We start from the raw sequence: 19,651 nt of genomic DNA, 5'->3' as shown, positions 1-19,651 counted from the left end.
AACCAGAAGTAGATGCCGGCGTAGGTCGCGAACACGATGGTGCCGAAGAGCACGTAGTGGAAGTGCGCCACCACGAAATAGGTGTCGTGCAGGTGGAAGTCCAGCGGCGGGCTCGCGAGGATGACACCGGTCAGACCCCCGAAGAGGAAGGTGACGATGAAGCCGACGGCGAAGAGCATCGGCGTCTCGAAGGTGATCTGGCCCTTCCACATCGTGCCGATCCAGTTGAAGAACTTCACACCGGTCGGCACGGCGATCAGGAACGACATGAACGAGAAGAACGGCAACAACACCGCACCGGTGGCGAACATGTGGTGTGCCCACACCGCCACCGACAGTGCCGCGATCGCGATGGTCGCGAAAACCAACCCCTGATAGCCGAAGACCGGTTTGCGGGAGAACACCGGCAGGATCTCGGTGATGATGCCGAAGAACGGCAGCGCCACGATGTACACCTCGGGGTGACCGAAGAACCAGAACAGGTGCTGCCACAGGAGCGCGCCGCCGGTACCCGGATCGTAGATGTGCGCACCCAGTTGTCGGTCGGCCAGCAACCCCATCAGCGCCGCGGTGAGAATCGGAAAAGCCAACAACACCAGCAGGCTGGTGATCAGGATGTTCCAGGTGAAGATCGGCATCCGGAACATGGTCATGCCCGGTGCGCGCAGGCACACCACGGTGGTGACCATGTTGACCGCGGCGAGGATCGTGCCGAGCCCGGACAACGCCAGACCCATGATCCACATATTCGCCCCCATACCCGGCGAATGCGCCACATCGCTGAGCGGTGCATAGGCTGTCCACCCGAAATCTGCGGCACCACCGGGGGTCAGGAATCCGGCCACGGTGACGAGCCCACCGAACAGATACGCCCAATAGCTGAACGCGTTCAACCGCGGGAACGCCACATCGGGGGCGCCGATCTGCAACGGCAGGATGTAGTTGGCGAAACCGAAGACGATCGGCGTGGCGTACAGCAACAGCATGATCGTGCCGTGCATCGTGAACAACTGGTTGTACTGCTCGGTCGACAGGAACTGCAACCCGGGCACGGCGAGTTCGCCGCGCAGCAGCATCGCCAGCACCCCACCGAGCAGGAAGAACCCGAATGCGGTGCTCAGATAGAACACCCCGAGCTGCTTCGGATCGGTGGTGGTCACCGCCGCGACGATCGCCGCGCCCTTGGAACCGCGGCGCCGCGGATAGGGACGCCCGGGCCGCAGCGGCCGCACCTCGGTGGCGGTCATGATCGACGCCCCCCGGCGTGCACGGCCGCGGCGAGGACCTGCGCGGTGTGCAGCGGCGCACTGCCCGGCTGCAGATCCCGCACCTGGGTGCGGCAACTGAACCCGTCCGCCACCAGCACGGTGCCCGGCTCCGCGCGGCGGACCGCGGGCAGCAACTTGTCCTCGGCACACGCCACGGACACCTCGTAATGCCCGCGTTCGAAACCGAAATTGCCGGCGAGACCGCAGCATCCGGCGTCGAGCACGTCGACGTCGACACCGGCGGCTTCCAGTGCGGTCTGCTCGGCAGCGTATGTCAGCACGGCATGCTGGTGACAATGCGGTTGCATCAAGGCTGTCGCCTGCAGGGGCGGTGGCGCCCAGTCCGGGGCGCGGGCGTGCAGCAGCTCACCGAGGGTCACCGTCTGCTCGGCCAGCCGCCGGGCGTCCTGGTCGCCGTACAGCAGCTGGGGCAGATCCGCGCGGAACACCGCCGCGCAACTCGGTTCGAGCACCACGATCGGAGCGCCGGCGCGCAGGTGCGGGGCGAGGATCGTCAGCGTGCGCCGCAGCACGCGTTTGGCGGTGGGCAGCTGACCGGTGGAGATCCACGTCAGCCCGCAGCACGCACCGCGATCGGGTAGGCGCACGGTGAAGCCGGCGTGTTCGAGGACGGTGACGGCATCCCGGGCGATCTGCGGATCGAAGTTGTCGGTGAAGGTATCCGGCCAGAGCACGACGGTGCCGCGTGCTCCGCCTGCGGTCGGTGCGTCGCGGTGCGCGAACCAGTGGCGGAAGCGTTGCGTGGCGAACCGGGGCAGCGGCCGCCGCGAGTCGACCCCACCGAGCCTCTTCACCAGGTCCGTCAGCACCGGAGCGTGCGCGACGGTGTTGACCGCCCCCGGCGCCAGGGCTGCCAGGCGTGCCCAGACGGGAATCCAGCCCATCGCATAGTGCGCGCGCGGCCGGGGCCGGTGGGCGTAGAAGTGGGAGAGGAATTCGGCCTTGTAGGTCGCCATGTCCACATCGACCGGGCAGTCGCTGCGGCAGCCCTTGCAGGCCAGGCACAGATCGAGGGCGTCCTTGACCTCGGTCGACCGCCACCCGTCGGTGATCACGTCACCCTGGAGCATCTCGAACAGCAGGCGGGCCCGGCCGCGGGTGGAGTGTTCCTCCTCGCCGGTGGCCCGGTAACTCGGGCACATGACCCCCGATTCGTGGCCACGGCACTTGCCGACACCGACGCAGCGGGCCGCCGCGTGCGCGAAGCGGTGATCGTCGTCCGGATAGGCGAAATGGGTGCTCGGTTCGGCGGGCCGATAATCCGCGCCCTGGCGCAGGTTCTCGTCGAGCCGGAACGGGTGGACGATCTTGCCGGGGTTCATCCGATTGTCGGGGTCGAACAGGGCTTTGAGTTCCTCGAACGCGGTGACCAGGCGCGGGCCGAACATGACGGGCAGCAGTTCGGCCCGGGATTGCCCGTCGCCGTGCTCACCGGACAGCGACCCGCCGTAGTCGACGACGAGACGGGCGCTGTCCTCGACGAAACTGCGGTAGGTGGCGATGCCCTCGGCGGTCCGCAGATCGAACGGGATCCGGGTGTGGACACAGCCTTGACCGAAATGCCCGTACAGGGACGCTGTTCCGTAACCGTACCGCTCGAGCAACGCCCGAAAATCGCGCAGATAGTCGCCGAGACGGTCCGGTGGAACGGCCGCATCCTCCCACCCTTCGTGGGTTTCCGGCTCACCCGGTGGATAGGCGGTGGCGCCGAGCCCGGCTTCGCGGGCCGCCCACATCTGTTTCTTGTGGGCGGGATCGTCGAACACGGCGGCATGTGCCCCGGTACGTCGGCACACGTCGTCGAGCATCGTCTTCGCCTTGTCGTCGGCGTCGGCTCGGTCGTCGCTGTTCATCTGCACCATCAGCCAGGCGTCGCCTTCGGGCAGTTGCTGCAGGGCCTTCTCCGCGAGCCGCCGGCTGTGTTCGAGCTGGGCGAGCCGACGGTCGATGCCTTCGAGGGCGGCCGGGTCGTGGGAGACGACGAGCGGGACGGCATCGGCGGCGGTGGTGATGTCGTCGAAACCGAGCAGCACGAGCGCGGACGCGGCGGGGCGCCGCACCAGTTTCAGCTCGGCGCCGAGCACGGTGACCAGCGTGCTCTCACTGCCGACGAGCAACTGGGCGATGTCGAAGTCCTTCTCCGGCAGCAGCGAGTCGAGGTTGTACCCGGACACGCGGCGGGGGATGTCGGGATAGCGGGCGCGGATGTCGTCGCCGTACCGTTCGCGCAGTGCGCGCAGGCCACGGAAGATCTGCGCGCGGCGGTCGCCGGGCCGGATGATCCGGTCGTATTCGTCGTCGTCCGTGGCCCGCACCCACATGCGGGTGCCGTCGTAGGTGAGCACGTCGAGGGCGAGCACCGAGTCGACGGTCTTGCCGTACGCCTGTGCGGTGGAGCCGCACGAGTTGTTGCCGATCATCCCCCCGATCGTGCAGCTGACGTGCGTGGACGGTTTGGGGCCGAACATCCATCCGGTGTGTTCGAGCGCATCGTTGAGCGCATCGAGGGCGATGCCGGGTTCGACCCTCACGGTGCCGGCCTGCTCGTCGACGCTGCCGACACGGGTGCAGTACTTGCTCCAGTCCAGCACGATCGCCGTGTTGCAGCATTGCCCGGCGAGGCTGGTGCCACCTCCGCGGGAGAGCACGGGGATGTCGAACTCGTGGCACACGGCGACGGTGTCGACGGCGGCGTCGGGGGTGCGGGGCACGACCACCCCGATCGGCACCTGCCGATAGTTGGAGGCGTCGGTGGAGTATGCGGCGCGCGATCCGGCGTCGAACCGTATCTCTCCGTCGACCCGGTCCCGGAGAGCCGCGGCGAGTTCGTCGAACAGCAGCGGGGCCCGCGGACCCGCTCGGTGGGCGGAGTGGGTGGTCACTGGTCGTCCTCCCTGGTGGGGTGTATCCCGTTACCGCACCCGGAACGGTTCGAGGTCGGCGATCTTCGGGGTCAGGCCGTGTCCGGCGACGTCGGTTCTCGGGCCGAGGGTTCCGCCGGTCGGGTCGAGAGCGCCGTCGAAGAAGCTCGTCTCGATCCGGACGTGGTCGTGGAACCATTCCAGGTGCCGCAGGCGAGGAACGGCGGTGGCAGCGTGTACGTGCAGGTGGGGGGCGCAGTGCGCCGAGATGTCCAGCCCGTGCGCCGCGGCGAGGGCTGCGACGCGCAGCCACTCGGTGATGCCACCGCACCGGGTGATGTCCGCCTGCAGGCAGTCGACGGCCCCGGCCACGCACATGCGCCGGAAGTACGGCAGGTCGTAGCCGTATTCGCCGGCGGTGACGTCGGCACGCACCGCCTCGCGGACCCGGCACAGGCCGTCGAGGTCGTCGGAGGACACCGGTTCTTCGAACCAGCGCACATCGGAGTCGGCGGCGACCTGCATCACCCGGATCGCCTGCTTGCAGGTGTAACCGCCGTTGGCGTCGACGAACAGCTCCGTGGCCTCGCCGATCACTTCGCGCGCCTGGCGGACGCGACGCAGATCGCGGGCCGGGTCGGTTCCCCAGCTCTCCGCGATCTTGATCTTCACACGTGGAATGCGCTGGTCCACGACCCAGTGTTCGAGTTGGTCCCGAAGCTGTGACCGGTCGTAGGTGGTGAAGCCGCCGCTGCCGTAGATCGGCACCCGGTCGTGGACGGAGCCGAGCAGACGGTGCAGCGGCAGGGGGATCGACCGTGCCTTCAGATCCCACAGGGCCACGTCCACCGCGGACAGGGCGCATCCGGCGATGCCGGGACGTCCGGCATTGCGCAGTGCCCGCACCATCGCCTCGTGTGCTCCGGCCACGTCCTGTTCCGAACGTCCGACGACCACCGGGGCGAGCAGGTCGGCGACCACGGGCCCGCAGGCCGCCGGCGCGTACGTCCATCCGATCCCGACGGCGTCCGGGGTGTGCGCGTGCACGAGGACCATGGTGGTGCTGTCCCAGGCGAGGGTGCCGTCCGCCTCGGGGCTGTCCGTGGGGATCGTGTAAGCCGCTGCGGTGAGCTCGGTGACGGTCATGGCGAGACGATCAGTTGCCCTTGTGCGGCAGGAACTCCTGGGCCTTCGTCCTGATGCCCTCCTTGAGGAAACCCCAGCGGTCCTCGTCGCCACCGAGTACCGCTGCGGTGGCGGCTTTGAACTGGTCCCAGGTGGCATGCGGGGGGATGGGGGGCATGTTCGGATCGGTGTGGACATCGAGCAGGGTGGGGCGGTCCGCGGCCAGGGCCGCGTCCCAGGCGGAGTCGAGATCGTCCGGATCGGTCACCGTGACGGCCTGCAACCCGAGGGAGGCGGCGAACCCGGCGTAGTCGATATCCGGAAGTGTCTGGGACTCGGCGAATTTCGGGGATCCGGCCATCGCCCGCATCTCCCAGGTGACCTGGTTGAGATCGTTGTTGTGCAGGACCGCGACGATCAAGCGCGGGTCGTGCCAGCTCGCCCAATAGTGCTTGATGGTGATCAACTCGGCCATGCCGTTCATCTGCATCGCGCCGTCTCCGACGAACGCGATCACCGGCCGGTCGGGGTGGGCGAACTTCGCGCCGATCGCATACGGCACCCCCGGGCCCATCGTGGCGAGGGTGCCCGACAGCGACCCGCGCATGCGACCGCGGAACCGGAGCTGGCGGGCGTACCAGTTCGCCGACGATCCGGAATCGGCGGTGACGATGGCATCGTCCGGCAGACGCGGTGACAGTGTGGAGAACAGTCGCAGCGGGTTGACCGGATCGGCGGATACGTCGGCTTCCATGTCCATGGTTTCCCACCATCGGGCGACGTCGGCTTCGATCTTCTCGCGCCAGGCGCGGTCCTGCTTGTACTCCAGATGTGGCACAAGTGCTTCGAGTGCGGTGCGGGCGTCGGCGACGAGGTTGACCTCGTTCGGATAGCGCATGCCGACGAACCGTGCGTCGAGGTCGATCTGAACTCCGCGGGCCTGCCCGAACTCGGGGAGGAACTGGGTGTACGGGAAGCTCGAGCCGACGGTGAGCAACGTGTCGCAGTCGCGCATCAGCTCGTAGCTCGGTCGGGTGCCGAGCAGGCCGATCGAGCCGGTGACCCAGGGCAACTCGTCCGACAGGACATCCTTGCCCAGCAGGGCTTTGGCTGCGCCGGCGCCGAGCGTCTCGGCGACCTGCTCTATTTCGGCCGCGGCGCCGCGCGCACCGTTGCCGACGAGCAATGCGACCTTCCGTCCGGCGTTGAGGATTTCGGCGGCCCGGGTGATCGCCCGGTCGTCCGGGGCCACGCGCGGACGGTCGAAGCCCAGACTCGACGGCACCATCTTGAACTCGTGGGTGGGCGGCGAGTAGGGCAGTTCCTGCACGTCGGCGGGAATGATCACCGCGGTGGGGGCGCGCTGGGTCAGCGCGGTGCGGATCGCACGGTCGAGCACGTTGGGTAGCTGTTCGGGGACGGTGACCATCTGCACGTAGTCGCTCGCCACGTCCTTGTACAGGCTCAGCAGGTCCACTTCCTGCTGGTAGGACCCGCCCATGGCGCTGCGGTTGGTCTGCCCGACGATCGCGACGACCGGGACATGGTCGAGTTTGGCGTCGTACAGGCCGTTGAGCAAGTGGATCGCGCCCGGCCCCGAGGTGGCCATGCACACCCCGAGCCGGTCGGTGAACTTGGCGTACCCGACCGCTTGGAAGGCGCTCATCTCCTCGTGGCGGGACTGCACGAATTGCGGACGATTCTCCGCTCGTCCCCACGCGGCGAGGATGCCGTTGATGCCGTCCCCGGCGTAGGCGAAGACGTGTTCGACCCCCCAGTCGCGTAATCGCTCGAGCAAGTAGTCGGCGACGTTGTTGTCGGCCATCGGTATCTCTCCTTACCGTGCGGCGCCGGGTTGTTCGCATGCCGTCCGGAAGAGCGAGAAGACGTGTGCAGCAGCAGCAGCGCATCTCCACTCGATCCGGGCGGAGCCCGATCGGAGGTGTGCTCGGTACGCACCATGGTCGTCCTTCCCGGCAGAACTGGCAACCGAACGCAATTATTGCGCTCACACAATGATTGTCGGGTGCAAGATGGTGGTGGGCGGGATCTCGCCCACCGACCCCCTCGTTCGTGCCGATACCGAGCGGAAACCGAGGCCACGATGCGAACACCCTGGTCCGGCGCAGACGTCGCGCCCCACGTGCTACGGGAATACGCGTTGGTCGCCGACGGGGAGCGCGGCGCCCTGGTCGGCCCCCGCGGCGACTTCGCGTGGATGTGTGCCCCCTCGTGGGATTCCGAACCCGTCTTCTCCACCCTGCTCGGCGGAAACGGGACGTACGCCGTCGCACCCGACACGCCCCGCTTCGTCTGGGGCGGCTACTACGAGGACGGGACGTTGATCTGGCGCAGTCGCTGGGTCGCCACCGGAATCGTCGAGTGCCGGGAAGCGCTCGCGATGCCCGCCGATCCGCACACCACGGTGATCCTGCGCCGAATTCTTCCCCCCGAGGACGACACCCGGCTGCGGGTGAGGTTGCGCGCGGGCGTCGGCTACGGCCACCACCGTGCCTCGCCCCCCGCCCGTCGTGACGGTCGCTGGGAGCTGACCGCCGGTCCGCTGCACCTGCGGTGGAGCGGAGCCGAGGAGGCGACACCGACCGAGACCGGCCTCGAGATGCACCTCCACCTGCCGGCCGGGCGCAGCCACGATCTGATCCTGGAGATCGCCGACCGTCCCTTCCCCGGCGAACCGACACCGGCCGACGAACTGTGGCGCCGGACCGAACACGCCTGGGCGGGCGCGGTACGACCGGTCGACGGCACCCTCGCCGACCGGGACGCACGACATGCAACGGCCGTATTGACCGGAATGACCAGTAGCAGCGGCGGTATGGTGGCCGCCGCGACCACCTCCCTGCCGGAACGCGCGGCGCAGGGCCGCAATTACGACTACCGGTACTGCTGGATCCGGGACCAGTGCTATGCCGGACACGCAGCCGCCGCCTACGGCCCACACCCCCTCCTCGACGCCGCCGTGCGCTTCGTCCGAGACCGCCTCCTCGCCGACGGCCCACATCTGAAGCCTGCATACACCACGGGCGGAGGCGAGGTGCCCTCCCAGCGCACCTGCCCCCTTCCGGGATATCCCGGCGGCACGGTGGTCATCGGCAACTGGGTGAACCGGCAATTCCAACTGGACACCTTCGGGGAAGCGCTGGTGTTGTTCGCCGCCGCCGCCCGTCACGACCGGCTCGACGGACAGGACTGGCGGGCCGTCGAGACCGCCGTCGCAGCCATCGAAACCCGATGGCGAGAACCCGATGCCGGCATCTGGGAATTGCACACCCGCCACTGGGCGCACTCGAAGCTGACGTGCATCGCAGGCCTACGCGCCGTCGCCGCGAGCGCCCCTCGCACACAACGAGACCGATGGAACGACCTGGCCGACACGCTGACCGGGGCCGTTCTCGCCGACAGCACCCATCCGTCCGGCCGGTGGCAACGCGCACCCGACGACAACCGGGTCGACGCCGCGCTGCTGCTGCCCGCGATCCGGGGAGCATGGCCGGCGGACCATTCGCTCAGCCGCCGCACCCTCGACACCGTCCGCACCGAGCTCGGCAGGGACGGTTACGTCTACCGCTTCCGCCACGACGACCGTCCGCTCGCCGACGCCGAGGGCGCCTTCCTGCTGTGCGGATTCGTCATGGCGCTCGCCGACCATCAGCAGGGCAACACCGTCGAGGCCGTGCGGTGGTTCGAACGCAATCGCGCCGCATGCGGACCCCCGGCACTGTTCACCGAGGAATTCGACGTCGTCGAACGACAACTGCGCGGCAATCTCCCGCAGGCCTTCGTGCACGCCCTGCTGCTCGAATCGGCTCGGCGTCTCGCCCACCCCTGGAACTGCGCGGGATGAGCGTTTGCCGCGCACCGACTCGCACACCGAAAGGACCTCGATGTCATGACATCGTCACCCAGCGACCAGGTCGTGGTCGTCACCGGCGCCAGCGCCGGCATCGGACGGGCGGTGGCCCGCGCCTACGGACAACGCCACGCGAGGGTCGCCCTGCTCGCCCGCGGCGAGACCGGCCTCGCCGCCGCCGCCCGCGAGATCGAGGCCGACGGGGGACAGGCCCTGATCGTGCCCACCGATGTTGCCGACCCCGACGCGGTCGACGCCGCCGCCACCGCCACGGTCGAGCGGTTCGGCCGGATCGACGTGTGGATCAACGTGGCGTTCACGTCGGTCTTCGCGCCGTTCACCGAGATCACCCCGGAGGAGTACAAACGCGTCACCGAGGTCGCCTATCTGGGCTACGTCTACGGGACCATGTCCGCGCTGAGGCGGATGACGCCGCGCGATCGCGGCACCATCGTGCACGTCGGCTCGGCGTTGGCCTACCGGGGGATCCCGCTGCAGAGCGCCTACTGCGGCGCCAAACACGCCATCCAGGGTTTCCACGAGGCCGTGCGATGCGAACTGCTGCACCAGCACAGCAACATCGATGTCACCATGGTGCAGATGCCCGCCGTCAACACCCCGCAGTTCTCCTGGGTGCTCTCCCGGCTACCCCGCCACGCCCAACCCGTGCCCCCGATCTACCAACCCGAGGTGGCCGCGCGCGCGGTGCTGCACGCCGCCGACCACCCGCGCCGCCGCGAGTACTGGGTGGGGGCGAGCACCGCGGCCACCCTCGCCGCCAATGCCCTCGTCCCCGGTCTGCTCGACCGGTACCTGGCCCGCACCGGGTTCGACTCGCAGCAGACCGACCGACCCCGCGATCCCGACCAACCCGCCAATCTCTGGGATCCCGCCGACGGCACGGACGGCAAGGACTTCGGCGCCCACGGAGCCTTCGACGACCGCGCGAAGGCGTCGAGCGTGCAGACCTGGCTGTCCCGCCACCACGGACTGCTCGCGGCGTCGGTCACCGGCGCGCTCGCCACCGGTGCGGCGTTCGCGGCACGGACCCGCACCGCATGAACCCCGGCGGCACCTTTTCACGGGTGGATCGGCCACAACAAGGTGAGCGCATCGTCGCCGGCCGGTTCCCCGGCGGCATCCGCGAAGACCCCGAAGGCAGCAGCGAGCTCGTCGCGCTGCCCGGCGCTCAACCGGCTCAGGACCGCAGCGATCGCGGCGCGCCGGTGCTCGAGGACGGTGTGTACCAGCGCCACACCGTCCGATGTCAACGTCAATGCCAGTTTCCGGCGATCGTCCGGAGAATCACGCCGATCCAGCAGACCCGCCTTCATCAACCTGTCCACCGACCTGCTGGCACTGGACCGATCGACCCCGAGCTCGTCCGCCACCACCGCGAGAGTGAGCGGACCCCGCGTGCCCACGAGCACGAGGATGCGCAGATGCGGGATGCTGACGCGCTCCTCGACCTCGGCCACCGACGCCGCCGCGATCCCCACCAGGGCGCGCGAGGCCGCCATCACCGCATCGACCTGCCGATCGAACTTCTTGCTCGAGCGACCACCGGACGGGGTCCGGACAGGGGAATTCATGACGTCATCCTCCGACGATCCGTGCGATCCTGCAACTGTTGCACAACCGCACGCACCGGAGCGCCCCGCGTACCGAGGACCACCCGATGCTGACGGCGGTGTGGTACGGACTGGGCACCGCAGTGCCCCTGTTCGGCGGCGCCGTGATCGGACTGCGCTACGACCTGCCCCGACCGGTGCTCGCCGGATCGATGGCCTTCGGCGCCGGCGCCATGGTCGCGGCGGTCTCCACCGAACTGTTCGCCCCCGCCTTCGCCGATCAAGGCCTGTGGGCCGCCGGCGGCGCGCTGATGCTCGGCACGCTCGTCTACGTCGTCGCCGACCACCTGATCGAGAACAAACTCGGTCCCGCAGCCCTGGGATGGGCCCTGATGCTCGGTGCGCTGCTCGACGGCATCCCGGAGAACGCCGCCCTCGGCACCACCCTCGCCGAGGCAGGCTCCGCCGGGCTCGTGCTGCTGGTGGCCGTGGCGGTCGGCAACATCCCCGAAGCCGTCGCCGGCGCCGCCTCGATGCGCGCGGACTTCCCACACCGCACCGCCCTGGCCATCTGGGGAATCACGGCCGTGCTGCTCGTCGCGGTGGTCGTCGTGGCCGCGGCCTTCGCCGACTCCCTGCCCCAGGCGGGGATCTCCCTGATCCAGGCCTTCGCCGGCGGCGCCACCATCGCCGTCATGGCCGACTCGCTGATGCCCGAGGCCTATCGGGAAGGCGGCTGGTGGGTGGGCATCTGCACCGCGGCCGGATTCCTGATCGCCTTCGCCCTCGGCGCATGAACCGGCCCGCCGCGCACGAGCACGACGCGACGGCCCGCGCCGCAGGGCCACGTCACAGGGCCACGTCGAACAGCTGACCCACCGCATAGGTCACGGCCATCGCCAGTGCTCCACCGAACACCACCCGCAACACCGCCCGGCCCCGCCGCGCCCGACCGAGCCACGCACTGATCGATCCGGTCGCGGCCAGCGCACACAACACGGCCACGAACGTCACCGGGATCCGCGCGGCCTCCGGCACCGACACGATCATCAGCAGCGGCACCAACGCCCCGAGGGTGAACGACACCGCGGACGACAGCGCCGCCACCCACGGATTCGCCAGGTCGGTCGGATCGATGCCCAACTCCACCTCCGCGTGGGCGGCGAGCGGATCCCGCGCCGTCAACTCCTCGGCCGCGGCACGCGCCGTGGCCGCCGACAAGCCCTTGCTCTCGAGCAGCCCCGCGAGTTCGTCGAGCTCGGCCTCCGGCATCTCGGCGAGCTCGCGCCGCTCGGTGTGCAGCGCCGCACGTTCGGTGTCGCGTTGCGTGCTCACCGACACGTATTCACCCAGCGCCATCGACACCGCGCCGGCGGCCAGCCCGGCCACCCCGGCGGTGAGGATCGTCGACTCGTCCGTCGTGGCGGCCGCGACACCGACGACCAGCCCCGCGGTCGAGACGATCCCGTCGTTCGCGCCGAGCACACCCGCCCGCAACCAGTTGAGCCTGCCCGCCAACCCGCCGGTGTGGGGTTCGACATCCTCGTGCTGACCCCGGGAATCGTTCGGCGACGGCGGGTTCGGTAGCGACATGTCGAAAAGCTAACACCGGACCGTCGAGACGCGACAGGAGGGACATCCTTCCCTTACCTGACTCGACCCCGGAGTCTCAGTCGCCGCGCCGACATATCCGCGCGCGGCGCCGCGGAGGGATACCCCGCGCCGAATACCGGCGGGCCTCCGCGGCGGCGACCGCCCAGTCCGGATCGCCGGGCAGCGGGCCCATCGGGTCCCGATCCCCCCACGGGACGCTCGTGTCGGCGGCAAGCACTGCGCGCTGCAACGCCCGTTCGATGCCCACAGGCCGGTAATCGGACGGCACCAGGTGACCGATCCACCGGCAGTCCCGGGCGGTCATGTCGTGCCGCAGACTCTCCATCAGCGCAGCGACGGTTTCGGAGGGCACCTCCGTCAGCCACGACCCGATCCGGCCGATCACCGCTTCCGGCAGCCCGGAGAGGGTGACCTGGGCGCGTGGCATCGCGGTGACCCGGCCGTAGAGCCGCAGCAGTTCCGGATACCGGAGGACTTCACCGCATCCCACATCGAACGACCGAGTGGACAGCTCCGACACCGCCGCTCCGGCCACCGCCGCGGTCAGGTCGACGACCGCGACCGGTTCGACCCTCGAGTTCATCCAGTCCGGCACCACCGTCACCGGCAGCCGCCCCCCGAGCTGGCCCAGCACCTCGAAGCTCGTCGACCCGGATCCGAGCACCATCCCGGCCCGCAGGGTGATCACCGACCGGCTCGACCGGGACAGCTCCTGTTCGACCTCCCACCGGGAGAGCAGATGTTCGGACAGCGCCTCCGGCCCGCACTCGGGGACGAAACCGGACACGTAGACGATGCGGGTCGCCGAGGACACCTCGACCGCGTGCCGCACCGCGCGGGCAGCCGCGAGATCGACCTCCCGGAACTCCGCCGAACGCATGCCGTGCACGAGATAGACCACGACGTCCACCTCGGCGAGCGCCGCGGGCAGAGTGTTCCCGTCGGTGACGTCCACCTCGGCGCTCTCGACGCTGTCGTGCCACCAGAAGCGCTGCAGGGAGCGGGGATCGCGGACGCCGGCCCGCACCGTGCAACCGGCGGCGAGGAAGGTGGGAACGACCCGGCTGCCGACGTAGCCGGACGCACCGATCACGAGAACCCTCATCTGCCGCCCCGTTCCTCATCGACTCTCCGGGTGGATGCACCGGCCGGGCCTGTCGCAAAACATCGAGGACGGATCCCACCGGCCAAGATAGTGTTACCGTTGGTTACAAACACAGTGGCCGGTCGCGAAGGAATCTCGTATGTGGATGCTGTCCGGAAAACTACTCCGACGTCGAATCCTGTTCGTCCTCGCCGTACCCCTCGGCGCCGGCCTGCTGTCCGCGCTCGCACACCTCCTCCAGCGACGCCGCGGACGACCCACCTCCGTCTCCGAATCCCTGTTCGCCATCGCGAGCGCCCTACGGCGCCGCCCCTTCCCGGCCCGGAGCGTGAGCGACCATCCGGACCGGAGCGTGAGCGACCATCCACCGGCCCCCGAGACGCGAGGACAGCCATGACCACCCACACCGTCACGAACGGACCCGTCCGGCTCCACGTCGTCGAAGAAGGCAACCCGCACGGACCGACCCTCGTCCTCGTCCACGGCTGGCCCGACACCCACGCCCTGTGGGACCGCATCACACCCCTGCTCGCCGACGACTTCCGCATCCTCCGCTACGACAACCGCGGCGCCGGCAACTCCACTGTCCCGCGCGAGGTGGCGCACTACCGTCTCGACCACCTCGCCGCCGACCTGCACGCCGTGATCGACGCCCTCGCCCCGAACGCACCGGTCCACCTGCTCGGCCACGACTGGGGCGCCGTGCTGTGCTGGGAAGCGGTGTGCGAACCCGACGCCGGCGACCGCATCGCCTCCGACACCTCCGTGTCCGGCCCCAACCTCGACCATCTCGGCCTGTGGCTACGTCGACGGCTCCGACAGCGACGCCCGCTCGGACCGGCCGAACAGACCCTCGCCTCCGCCTACACCCTCGCCTTCCAGATCCCGGGCCTGCCGAATCCCGTACTGCGCCGCTGGCTCTCCCACCACTGGCCGGCCTTCGTCGGACACTTCGACCGCACCGACCCCGCCGCGATCGAACCCGTCGCCCCGACCCTCGCCGACGACATGGTGCACGGACTGTCCCTGTACCGCGCGAACATCCGCACCCGGCTCGCCCGGCCCCGCGCGCGGCGCACCGACGTCCCGGTGCTGGTGATCCAGAACCTGCGCGACCGCGCGGTGCGCCCGGTGAGTTACGAGGACACCTCCCACTGGGTCACCGACCTGCGTATCCAGCCGCTCGACGCGGGACACTGGTCACCGCGCTCCCACCCGCGCGAACTCGCCGCCGCCACCGCCCGGTTCGTACAGCAGATCGATGCGGTGCGCGCCTGACCTCCGGCGGGTTCAGCCGGACGAGAATTCTGTGCGCGGCGCCGGCCCCACCGGGGGATCGTCGTGCACCGGTAGCCGGCGCGGACCCGGCCCCTGCGCCCCGAGTACGTCGCCGGGATTCGCGAGCGGGCACGACGCCAGGCTCAGGCAGCCGCAGCCGATGCAGTCGGTGAAACTGTCACGCAGCGCGGTGAGATCCTCGATGCGGCGGGTCAGCCGGTCGTGCCACGCCCGGGACAGCCGCGCCCAGTCCGCGGTGGTCGGCACGCGACTGTCCGGCAGCGAATCGAACGCTTCCTTGATCTCGTCGAGGGACACCCCGACGCCCTGGGCGACCTTGATGAACGCGACCTTGCGCAGCGTGTCCCGGCGGTAACGGCGCTGATTGCCGGAGGTGCGGCGACTGGTGAGGAGCCCCCGCGACTCGTAGTAGTGCAGTGCCGAGACCGCCACCCCGGAACGGTCGGCCAACTGGCCGGGTGTCAGCCAGATCGCAGGGTTCATCGGTGCCCCTCCTCGCCGCGCAGACCTCGTGATCGAGTTGTGCTGCACGGTACCGGGACGGCGACCGCCCACGCCGGGTGGCCGGGTTCAGAACGACGGGGGCCCGAACTCGGCGGCGACCTCCGGCGCATCCATCCGCAGCATGTCGTAGGCGGTGTGCGCCAGCGACCGTACCGACTTCGGATACGGTCGCTCGAAACGCTCGCAGACCCGCGCGGTGGCCAGCGCGGCCTCGAACCGCCACTTACGGGAACCGCTCACGAACGTCCGGGCCTGGAACAGATAACTCGATGCGGGGATCGTCACGCGACCACCGTAGAACCTGCGGGCAGGTGCCGGGGGAGCACCACGCGGAGATCGTGCAACGTCACTGTCACCGTGACGAATCGTAGGACGTGGCGAGGGGTGACCGGGGAGGGGAGAGGTGCGCGATCCTGAGGTTGCCGAACCCGGGGTGCGCGTGCCGCCGTCTGCCGCTGAGGTGAGGTGGGGGCAGGCGGTCGGTATTCGGGGGCTGACCCGGCGAAGAAGGCCGCAGGACGCCGTAACCCCGTCGAGGAGAATGTCATCTGCAAGCGACATCGAGTGCGACAGTGGAGTATTCATGGATAACGGTGATTATCCATCAAATAGGGAAGAGGCGGGAATGGGCGACGGGCGGCATCGACACCTCGGGGGACGGGGTTTCATCCGTATCGCCATCCGTGCATCACTCGGCATGATGCACCGCGTCTAGATCGTGCACGCGACGTCGACCACATGGTGTCGTCGTATCGGACCGTCGGCGAGCTGTGTATCGGCGCAGCGCCGACGGTGACTGTTGTGGTGATCGGTTCACCGACTCGATCCGGTCCGGGCGAATCGGGGCCGGATCGAACCGAAGTCCGGATCGGCCCGGCTGGGGTCGAGCAGGGTCCGGCCGGTGGCGCGGGACCCCGCAGCGAGGTCGCATCGATACGGAAACGGCGAGGATGCCGAACCGTTCGGGCGCCCTGCCGTAGTCGTCCGGAGGAGGCCCGATTCCACTTTAGTTAACATAATGTAGATTATCGGCAATAATGACATGTGCCGTGACCTGGACTTGGCGCCGATGATCCTGATGCTCCCGGCCGACGTCCCGATTCGCAGATTCGCGACGTCGGTGCACGCCACGGCGTCGCGTCGCGCGCCGTGCCGTCCGGCGCGTGTTGTTCGCTCCGCGTCGTGCGGCGTGCGAACCGCGCCGCGCCGACCCGCTCCCGACGCTCGATCTGCCGCGCATCCGCCGGGCCCGATCCGCACCGACCCGGTCCTCGGCCTCTGGCCGGCTCGTCGCCGTGCGCCCGTCCGCTGCCTCGCACGCCCGAGGTGGCCTTCCGGGCCCGCCGCCCTCGTCCCCTGCTCGTCCGTCCGGCCGTCGTAAAAACGTCACAGTGACGTTTTTTATGGGACCGCAGAGGTCCTGCTGTGATCGCGCCTCTGCGTCGATATCCTCGGCGCGGCAGTGGCAACGCGATCCGGCAAGGTCGACCGTGCCGATCGGCGCGTTGATGTTCGTCTGCCCGGCACTCGCGGCCCCGCGCCGCCGGCGGCGGACGCGAGTCGGCCTGGCGGCACATGCTGACGCCGCCGCGCGCACTGCGACGGGTCGCTGTACCGGGCGGTGTGTCCCGCATGGGCGACGATGTGGGCCCCCTCCTCCATCCGGGACTCGGCCGAACTAGAAACGTCACTATGACGTATTGATTCCGGTCTCCGGGTAGTCGATCCACCGACTTCACGACGGTCGCCGCAACCGCCGCAACTGCGCGGACAGGTAATCCCGGGCACGACGATGACCCCCGACCCGGACGAGTTCGTCGCCGAGCTCTTCGAGCAACCGCGTCAGCAGCTTCTCGTCGGGCGCCCAGCCGTCGCGCTGCCGGCATCGGTCGAGCCATTCGACCGGTGCGATGTGGCCGCGGTCGGCGTTGCAGCGTCGGCACGCGGCGACCTCGTTGGCGGTGATGCTCGGGCCGCCCTTCAGGCGTGGCACCAGATGATCGGTGGTCGGGGTGATCAACCGGCCGAACTCCCGTCCGCACCACAAGCACCGCCCGTCCTGACGGTCGAGGGCGAGCGAGAGTCGGGTGACGCGGTCCATCCTCCGATCGTGGCCCATCGACGTCACCGGGGTCGCCGATGGGTCCGATCGGCGTCCGGAGAGCACTTCAGGGGCGTGCTTCGAGGACGAGGTTGAACGGGGTTTCGGTGGCGCGGCGGAAAGAGCCGAATCCGGCTTCGGCGGCGATCTCCGCGAGCCGCCGCTCCCCGGCCTGCGCGCCGAGCCCGAGTGCGCCCGGCTGATCGAGCGACGACGGGGTGCACAGCACCGTCGATGCGGCGTAGTACATCCGGCCGACCGGGTTGAGGTTCTCGGGCAGGCTGTCGCGGGCGAACGGTTCGACGAGCATCACCGTGCCGTGGTCGGCGAGTGCGCCGCGGGCGTACCGCAGTGCGCCGACGGGATCGCCCATGTCGTGCAGACAGTCGAAATAACAGATCAGGTCGTAGTCCCGCCCGGGAAAGTCCGTCGCCGAGGCGACCTCGAAGGTGACATTGTCGACGCCCTGTTCGGCGGCCAGTTCCGTCGCCCGGGCGACGGACGCGTCGTGATAGTCGAATCCGCGGATGGTGGACTGTGGGAACGCCTGCGCGAGCAGGGTCGTGGAGACACCGTGGCCGCAGCCGATGTCGGCGACGGTGGCGCCGCTGCGCAGGGTGTCGACGACCCCGTCGAGGGCGGGTAGCCACACGTCGACGAGGTTGGCGCGGTAACCGGGCCGGAAGAACTGCTCGGTGCCGATGAACAGGTCCGGATCGTGCTCGTGCCACCCGAATCCCTCGCCGGCGCGGATCCGTTCGGCGATGCGCCGACAGTCCTTGTACACGGAGCCGATCAGGTGGAAGCCGCCGGCCATGTAGACGGGGCTGTCCTCGCGGGCGAGGGCCATGGCGTGTTCCGGTGCCAGGGTGAACGTTCCGGCGTCGGGGTCGTAGGTGAGATAGCCGCTGGCGGTTTCGGCGGAGAGCCATTCGCGTAGATAGCGTTCGCGGATGCCGGTGCGGGCGGCGAGTTGTTCGCTGGTGACCGGGCCGGCGGCGTCGAGCGCGCCCCACAGTCCGAGTTCGGTGCCGATCAGCACCAGTGCGCCGTTCATGGCCGCGCCCATGTCGACGACGAGTTGTCCGAGGGTCTGTTCGAGGCGTCCTTGATCGAGATCGTGTGTGTCGGTGGTCATCACACACCTCCGTGCGGTGGGGTACGGACATTACGGTAGGTCGCGCAGGGGTTCGTCCGGCGACGCGGCGGGTTCGATCGGGTGTCGATCCGGGTGGCGATGCGGCGGACGAGGTCACGAACCGGTGGTGCTGCACGGACGGACTGCACAGTCGAGGTTGCACCTCGCTACACTGGTAGCAATCTGCTACAACGGGAGGTCGTCATGACGTCGTCCACCGACAAGGTCACCCGCTTCGACGCCGAACTCGTCGACAGCGCCATCGCCGAGGGCGGCCGCCAGAACCGCACCGGACGCCAGCAACTCGAATACTGGGCCCGCATCGGCCGCGCGATGACCGCCCACGAGACCGCCTCCCTGCACCGGGTGCACGAGGCGCTGGCCGGGACGCGGGAACCGGAGGATCTCACCGCCGCCGAGGGACGCCTGTTCGACGCGGAGATCGACGCGCGCCTGGCGGACGGTCTGGCCCGCACCGACTACGCCGAGGTGCTCGCCGCGCGCGGGGTCACCACGGTGGTGCTCGACGACGCGGGCCGGTTGGTCGAGCAGGGTCCCGACGGTAGTCGCCGGGTGCTCGGCGACGCATGAGGCGTCTGGATCTGATCGTCGGTCCCAACGGGTCCGGTAAGTCGACGTTCGTCGAGTTGTCCCTCGCTCCCCTGCTGCCGCGCAGTGTGTTCGTCAACGCGGATGTGATCGCGCGGCAGCGCTGGCCGGAGCGGGCCGAGGAGATGTCGTACGAGGCGGCGCAACTCGCCGCCGCCGCGCGGGACCGGCTGATGCGCCAGGGCCGGTCGTTCATCGCGGAGACGGTGTTCTCGCATCCGTCGAAGCTGGAGTTGGTCGACCGGGCGCACGAGGCGGGATATGTGGTGGTGCTGCACGTGATGCTGGTGCCCGAGACGATGTCGGTGCTGCGGGTGCAGCATCGGGTGGCCGCCGGGGGCCATGCGGTGCCCGAGGACAAGATCCGGGCGCGTTATCGGCGGTTGTGGCCGCTGGTGGTGGAGGCGATCGGTCGCGCCGATCAGGCGTCGGTGTACGACACGGCGTCCGGGACCCCGGTGGTGGTGGCGCGCTTCGCCGGCGGGGTGCCGGTGGGTGCGGTGAGCTGGCCGGTGTGGGCGCCGGCGGTGCTCACCGGCCTCGGTTGAGATCCCGGCCCGGTGG

Annotated in this window: 18 protein-coding genes; 7 read left to right on the top strand and 11 right to left on the bottom strand. The window is 69.4% G+C overall.

The features are described 5' to 3' along the window. From PV766_RS13525 to PV766_RS13510, 4 genes are all read right to left on the bottom strand, one after another. On the bottom strand, positions 1 to 1,247 hold a 1,247-nt coding region (locus tag PV766_RS13525; RefSeq protein ID WP_421097214.1), incomplete at its 3' end, for a cbb3-type cytochrome c oxidase subunit I. Then, a complete protein-coding gene (locus PV766_RS13520; RefSeq protein ID WP_371053794.1) occupies positions 1,244 to 4,171 on the bottom strand; it encodes an FAD-binding and (Fe-S)-binding domain-containing protein in 2,928 nt (975 codons plus the stop codon). The genes PV766_RS13525 and PV766_RS13520, both read right to left, overlap by 4 nt. 30 nt (positions 4,172 to 4,201) lie before the next feature. Continuing rightward, positions 4,202 to 5,296, bottom strand: coding sequence for an enolase C-terminal domain-like protein (locus PV766_RS13515; RefSeq protein WP_129976899.1), 1,095 nt, complete (start codon positions 5,294 to 5,296; stop codon positions 4,202 to 4,204). 10 nt (positions 5,297 to 5,306) lie between these two features. Further along, entirely contained in the window at positions 5,307 to 7,100 is a 1,794-nt protein-coding gene (locus PV766_RS13510) for a thiamine pyrophosphate-requiring protein (RefSeq protein ID WP_421097213.1), read from the bottom strand. Between the two features lie 279 nt (positions 7,101 to 7,379). Between PV766_RS13510 and PV766_RS13505 the strand changes: the two genes are divergently transcribed. Together PV766_RS13505 and PV766_RS13500 are read left to right on the top strand one after the other, a co-directional pair. Then, positions 7,380 to 9,140, top strand: a complete 1,761-nt coding sequence (locus tag PV766_RS13505; RefSeq protein ID WP_165369236.1) for a glycoside hydrolase family 15 protein — start codon at positions 7,380 to 7,382, stop codon at positions 9,138 to 9,140. A 45-nt stretch (positions 9,141 to 9,185) separates the two neighbouring features. Beyond that, positions 9,186 to 10,208 (top strand): SDR family oxidoreductase, encoded by a 1,023-nt coding sequence (locus PV766_RS13500; protein WP_129976897.1) that lies wholly within the window; start codon positions 9,186 to 9,188, stop codon positions 10,206 to 10,208. Positions 10,209 to 10,225: 17 nt separating this feature from the next. On the opposite strand, the gene PV766_RS13495 is transcribed toward PV766_RS13500, so the two are convergent. Further along, on the bottom strand, positions 10,226 to 10,738 hold the full coding sequence (locus PV766_RS13495) for a MarR family winged helix-turn-helix transcriptional regulator (RefSeq protein WP_129976896.1): 513 nt from the start codon (positions 10,736 to 10,738) through the stop codon (positions 10,226 to 10,228). Between the two features lie 86 nt (positions 10,739 to 10,824). On the opposite strand from PV766_RS13495, the gene PV766_RS13490 reads away from it, so the two are divergent. Continuing rightward, positions 10,825 to 11,514, top strand: a complete 690-nt coding sequence (locus PV766_RS13490; protein ID WP_129976895.1) for a ZIP family metal transporter — start codon at positions 10,825 to 10,827, stop codon at positions 11,512 to 11,514. Positions 11,515 to 11,566: 52 nt separating this feature from the next. On the opposite strand, the gene PV766_RS13485 is transcribed toward PV766_RS13490, so the two are convergent. Together PV766_RS13485 and PV766_RS13480 are read right to left on the bottom strand one after the other, a co-directional pair. After that, entirely contained in the window at positions 11,567 to 12,310 is a 744-nt protein-coding gene (locus PV766_RS13485; protein ID WP_421097212.1) for a VIT1/CCC1 transporter family protein, read from the bottom strand. Positions 12,311 to 12,386: 76 nt separating this feature from the next. After that, positions 12,387 to 13,436 carry an NAD(P)H-binding protein gene (locus tag PV766_RS13480; RefSeq protein WP_421097211.1) on the bottom strand — a complete coding sequence of 350 codons (1,050 nt, stop codon included), beginning with the start codon at positions 13,434 to 13,436 and terminating at the stop codon, positions 12,387 to 12,389. A 139-nt stretch (positions 13,437 to 13,575) separates the two neighbouring features. Between PV766_RS13480 and PV766_RS13475 the strand changes: the two genes are divergently transcribed. Next, positions 13,576 to 13,833 carry a hypothetical protein gene (locus tag PV766_RS13475; protein WP_421097210.1) on the top strand — a complete coding sequence of 86 codons (258 nt, stop codon included), beginning with the start codon at positions 13,576 to 13,578 and terminating at the stop codon, positions 13,831 to 13,833. Then, positions 13,830 to 14,714 carry an alpha/beta fold hydrolase gene (locus tag PV766_RS13470; RefSeq protein WP_421097209.1) on the top strand — a complete coding sequence of 295 codons (885 nt, stop codon included), beginning with the start codon at positions 13,830 to 13,832 and terminating at the stop codon, positions 14,712 to 14,714. The genes PV766_RS13475 and PV766_RS13470 overlap by 4 nt, the downstream gene beginning before the upstream one ends. A gap of 12 nt (positions 14,715 to 14,726) precedes the next feature. On the opposite strand, the gene soxR is transcribed toward PV766_RS13470, so the two are convergent. The 4 genes from soxR to PV766_RS13450 all read right to left on the bottom strand — a co-directional run bounded on the left by soxR (position 14,727) and on the right by PV766_RS13450 (position 18,478). Next, positions 14,727 to 15,218, bottom strand: coding sequence for a redox-sensitive transcriptional activator SoxR (soxR, locus tag PV766_RS13465; RefSeq protein WP_421097208.1), 492 nt, complete (start codon positions 15,216 to 15,218; stop codon positions 14,727 to 14,729). An 87-nt stretch (positions 15,219 to 15,305) separates the two neighbouring features. Next, complete coding sequence (locus PV766_RS13460) at positions 15,306 to 15,524, bottom strand: hypothetical protein (RefSeq protein ID WP_016934994.1); 219 nt, start codon at positions 15,522 to 15,524, stop codon at positions 15,306 to 15,308. A 1,450-nt stretch (positions 15,525 to 16,974) separates the two neighbouring features. Further along, entirely contained in the window at positions 16,975 to 17,340 is a 366-nt protein-coding gene (locus PV766_RS13455; protein WP_129976890.1) for an HNH endonuclease, read from the bottom strand. A 67-nt stretch (positions 17,341 to 17,407) separates the two neighbouring features. After that, positions 17,408 to 18,478, bottom strand: a complete 1,071-nt coding sequence (locus PV766_RS13450) for a class I SAM-dependent methyltransferase (protein WP_421097207.1) — start codon at positions 18,476 to 18,478, stop codon at positions 17,408 to 17,410. Positions 18,479 to 18,682: 204 nt separating this feature from the next. Between PV766_RS13450 and PV766_RS13445 the strand changes: the two genes are divergently transcribed. After that, positions 18,683 to 19,069 (top strand): TA system antitoxin ParD family protein, encoded by a 387-nt coding sequence (locus PV766_RS13445; RefSeq protein ID WP_421097206.1) that lies wholly within the window; start codon positions 18,683 to 18,685, stop codon positions 19,067 to 19,069. Beyond that, positions 19,066 to 19,635 carry a zeta toxin family protein gene (locus PV766_RS13440; RefSeq protein WP_421097205.1) on the top strand — a complete coding sequence of 190 codons (570 nt, stop codon included), beginning with the start codon at positions 19,066 to 19,068 and terminating at the stop codon, positions 19,633 to 19,635. Before PV766_RS13445 ends, PV766_RS13440 begins: the two co-directional genes overlap by 4 nt. Positions 19,636 to 19,651 lie beyond the last annotated feature (16 nt).

This window comes from Rhodococcus sp. As11 (assembly GCF_048957735.1).
Classification (GTDB): domain Bacteria; phylum Actinomycetota; class Actinomycetes; order Mycobacteriales; family Mycobacteriaceae; genus Rhodococcus; species Rhodococcus gordoniae.
The sequence above is the reverse complement of the archived record's forward strand: the minus strand, read 5'-3'. Positions and strand labels throughout refer to the sequence as shown.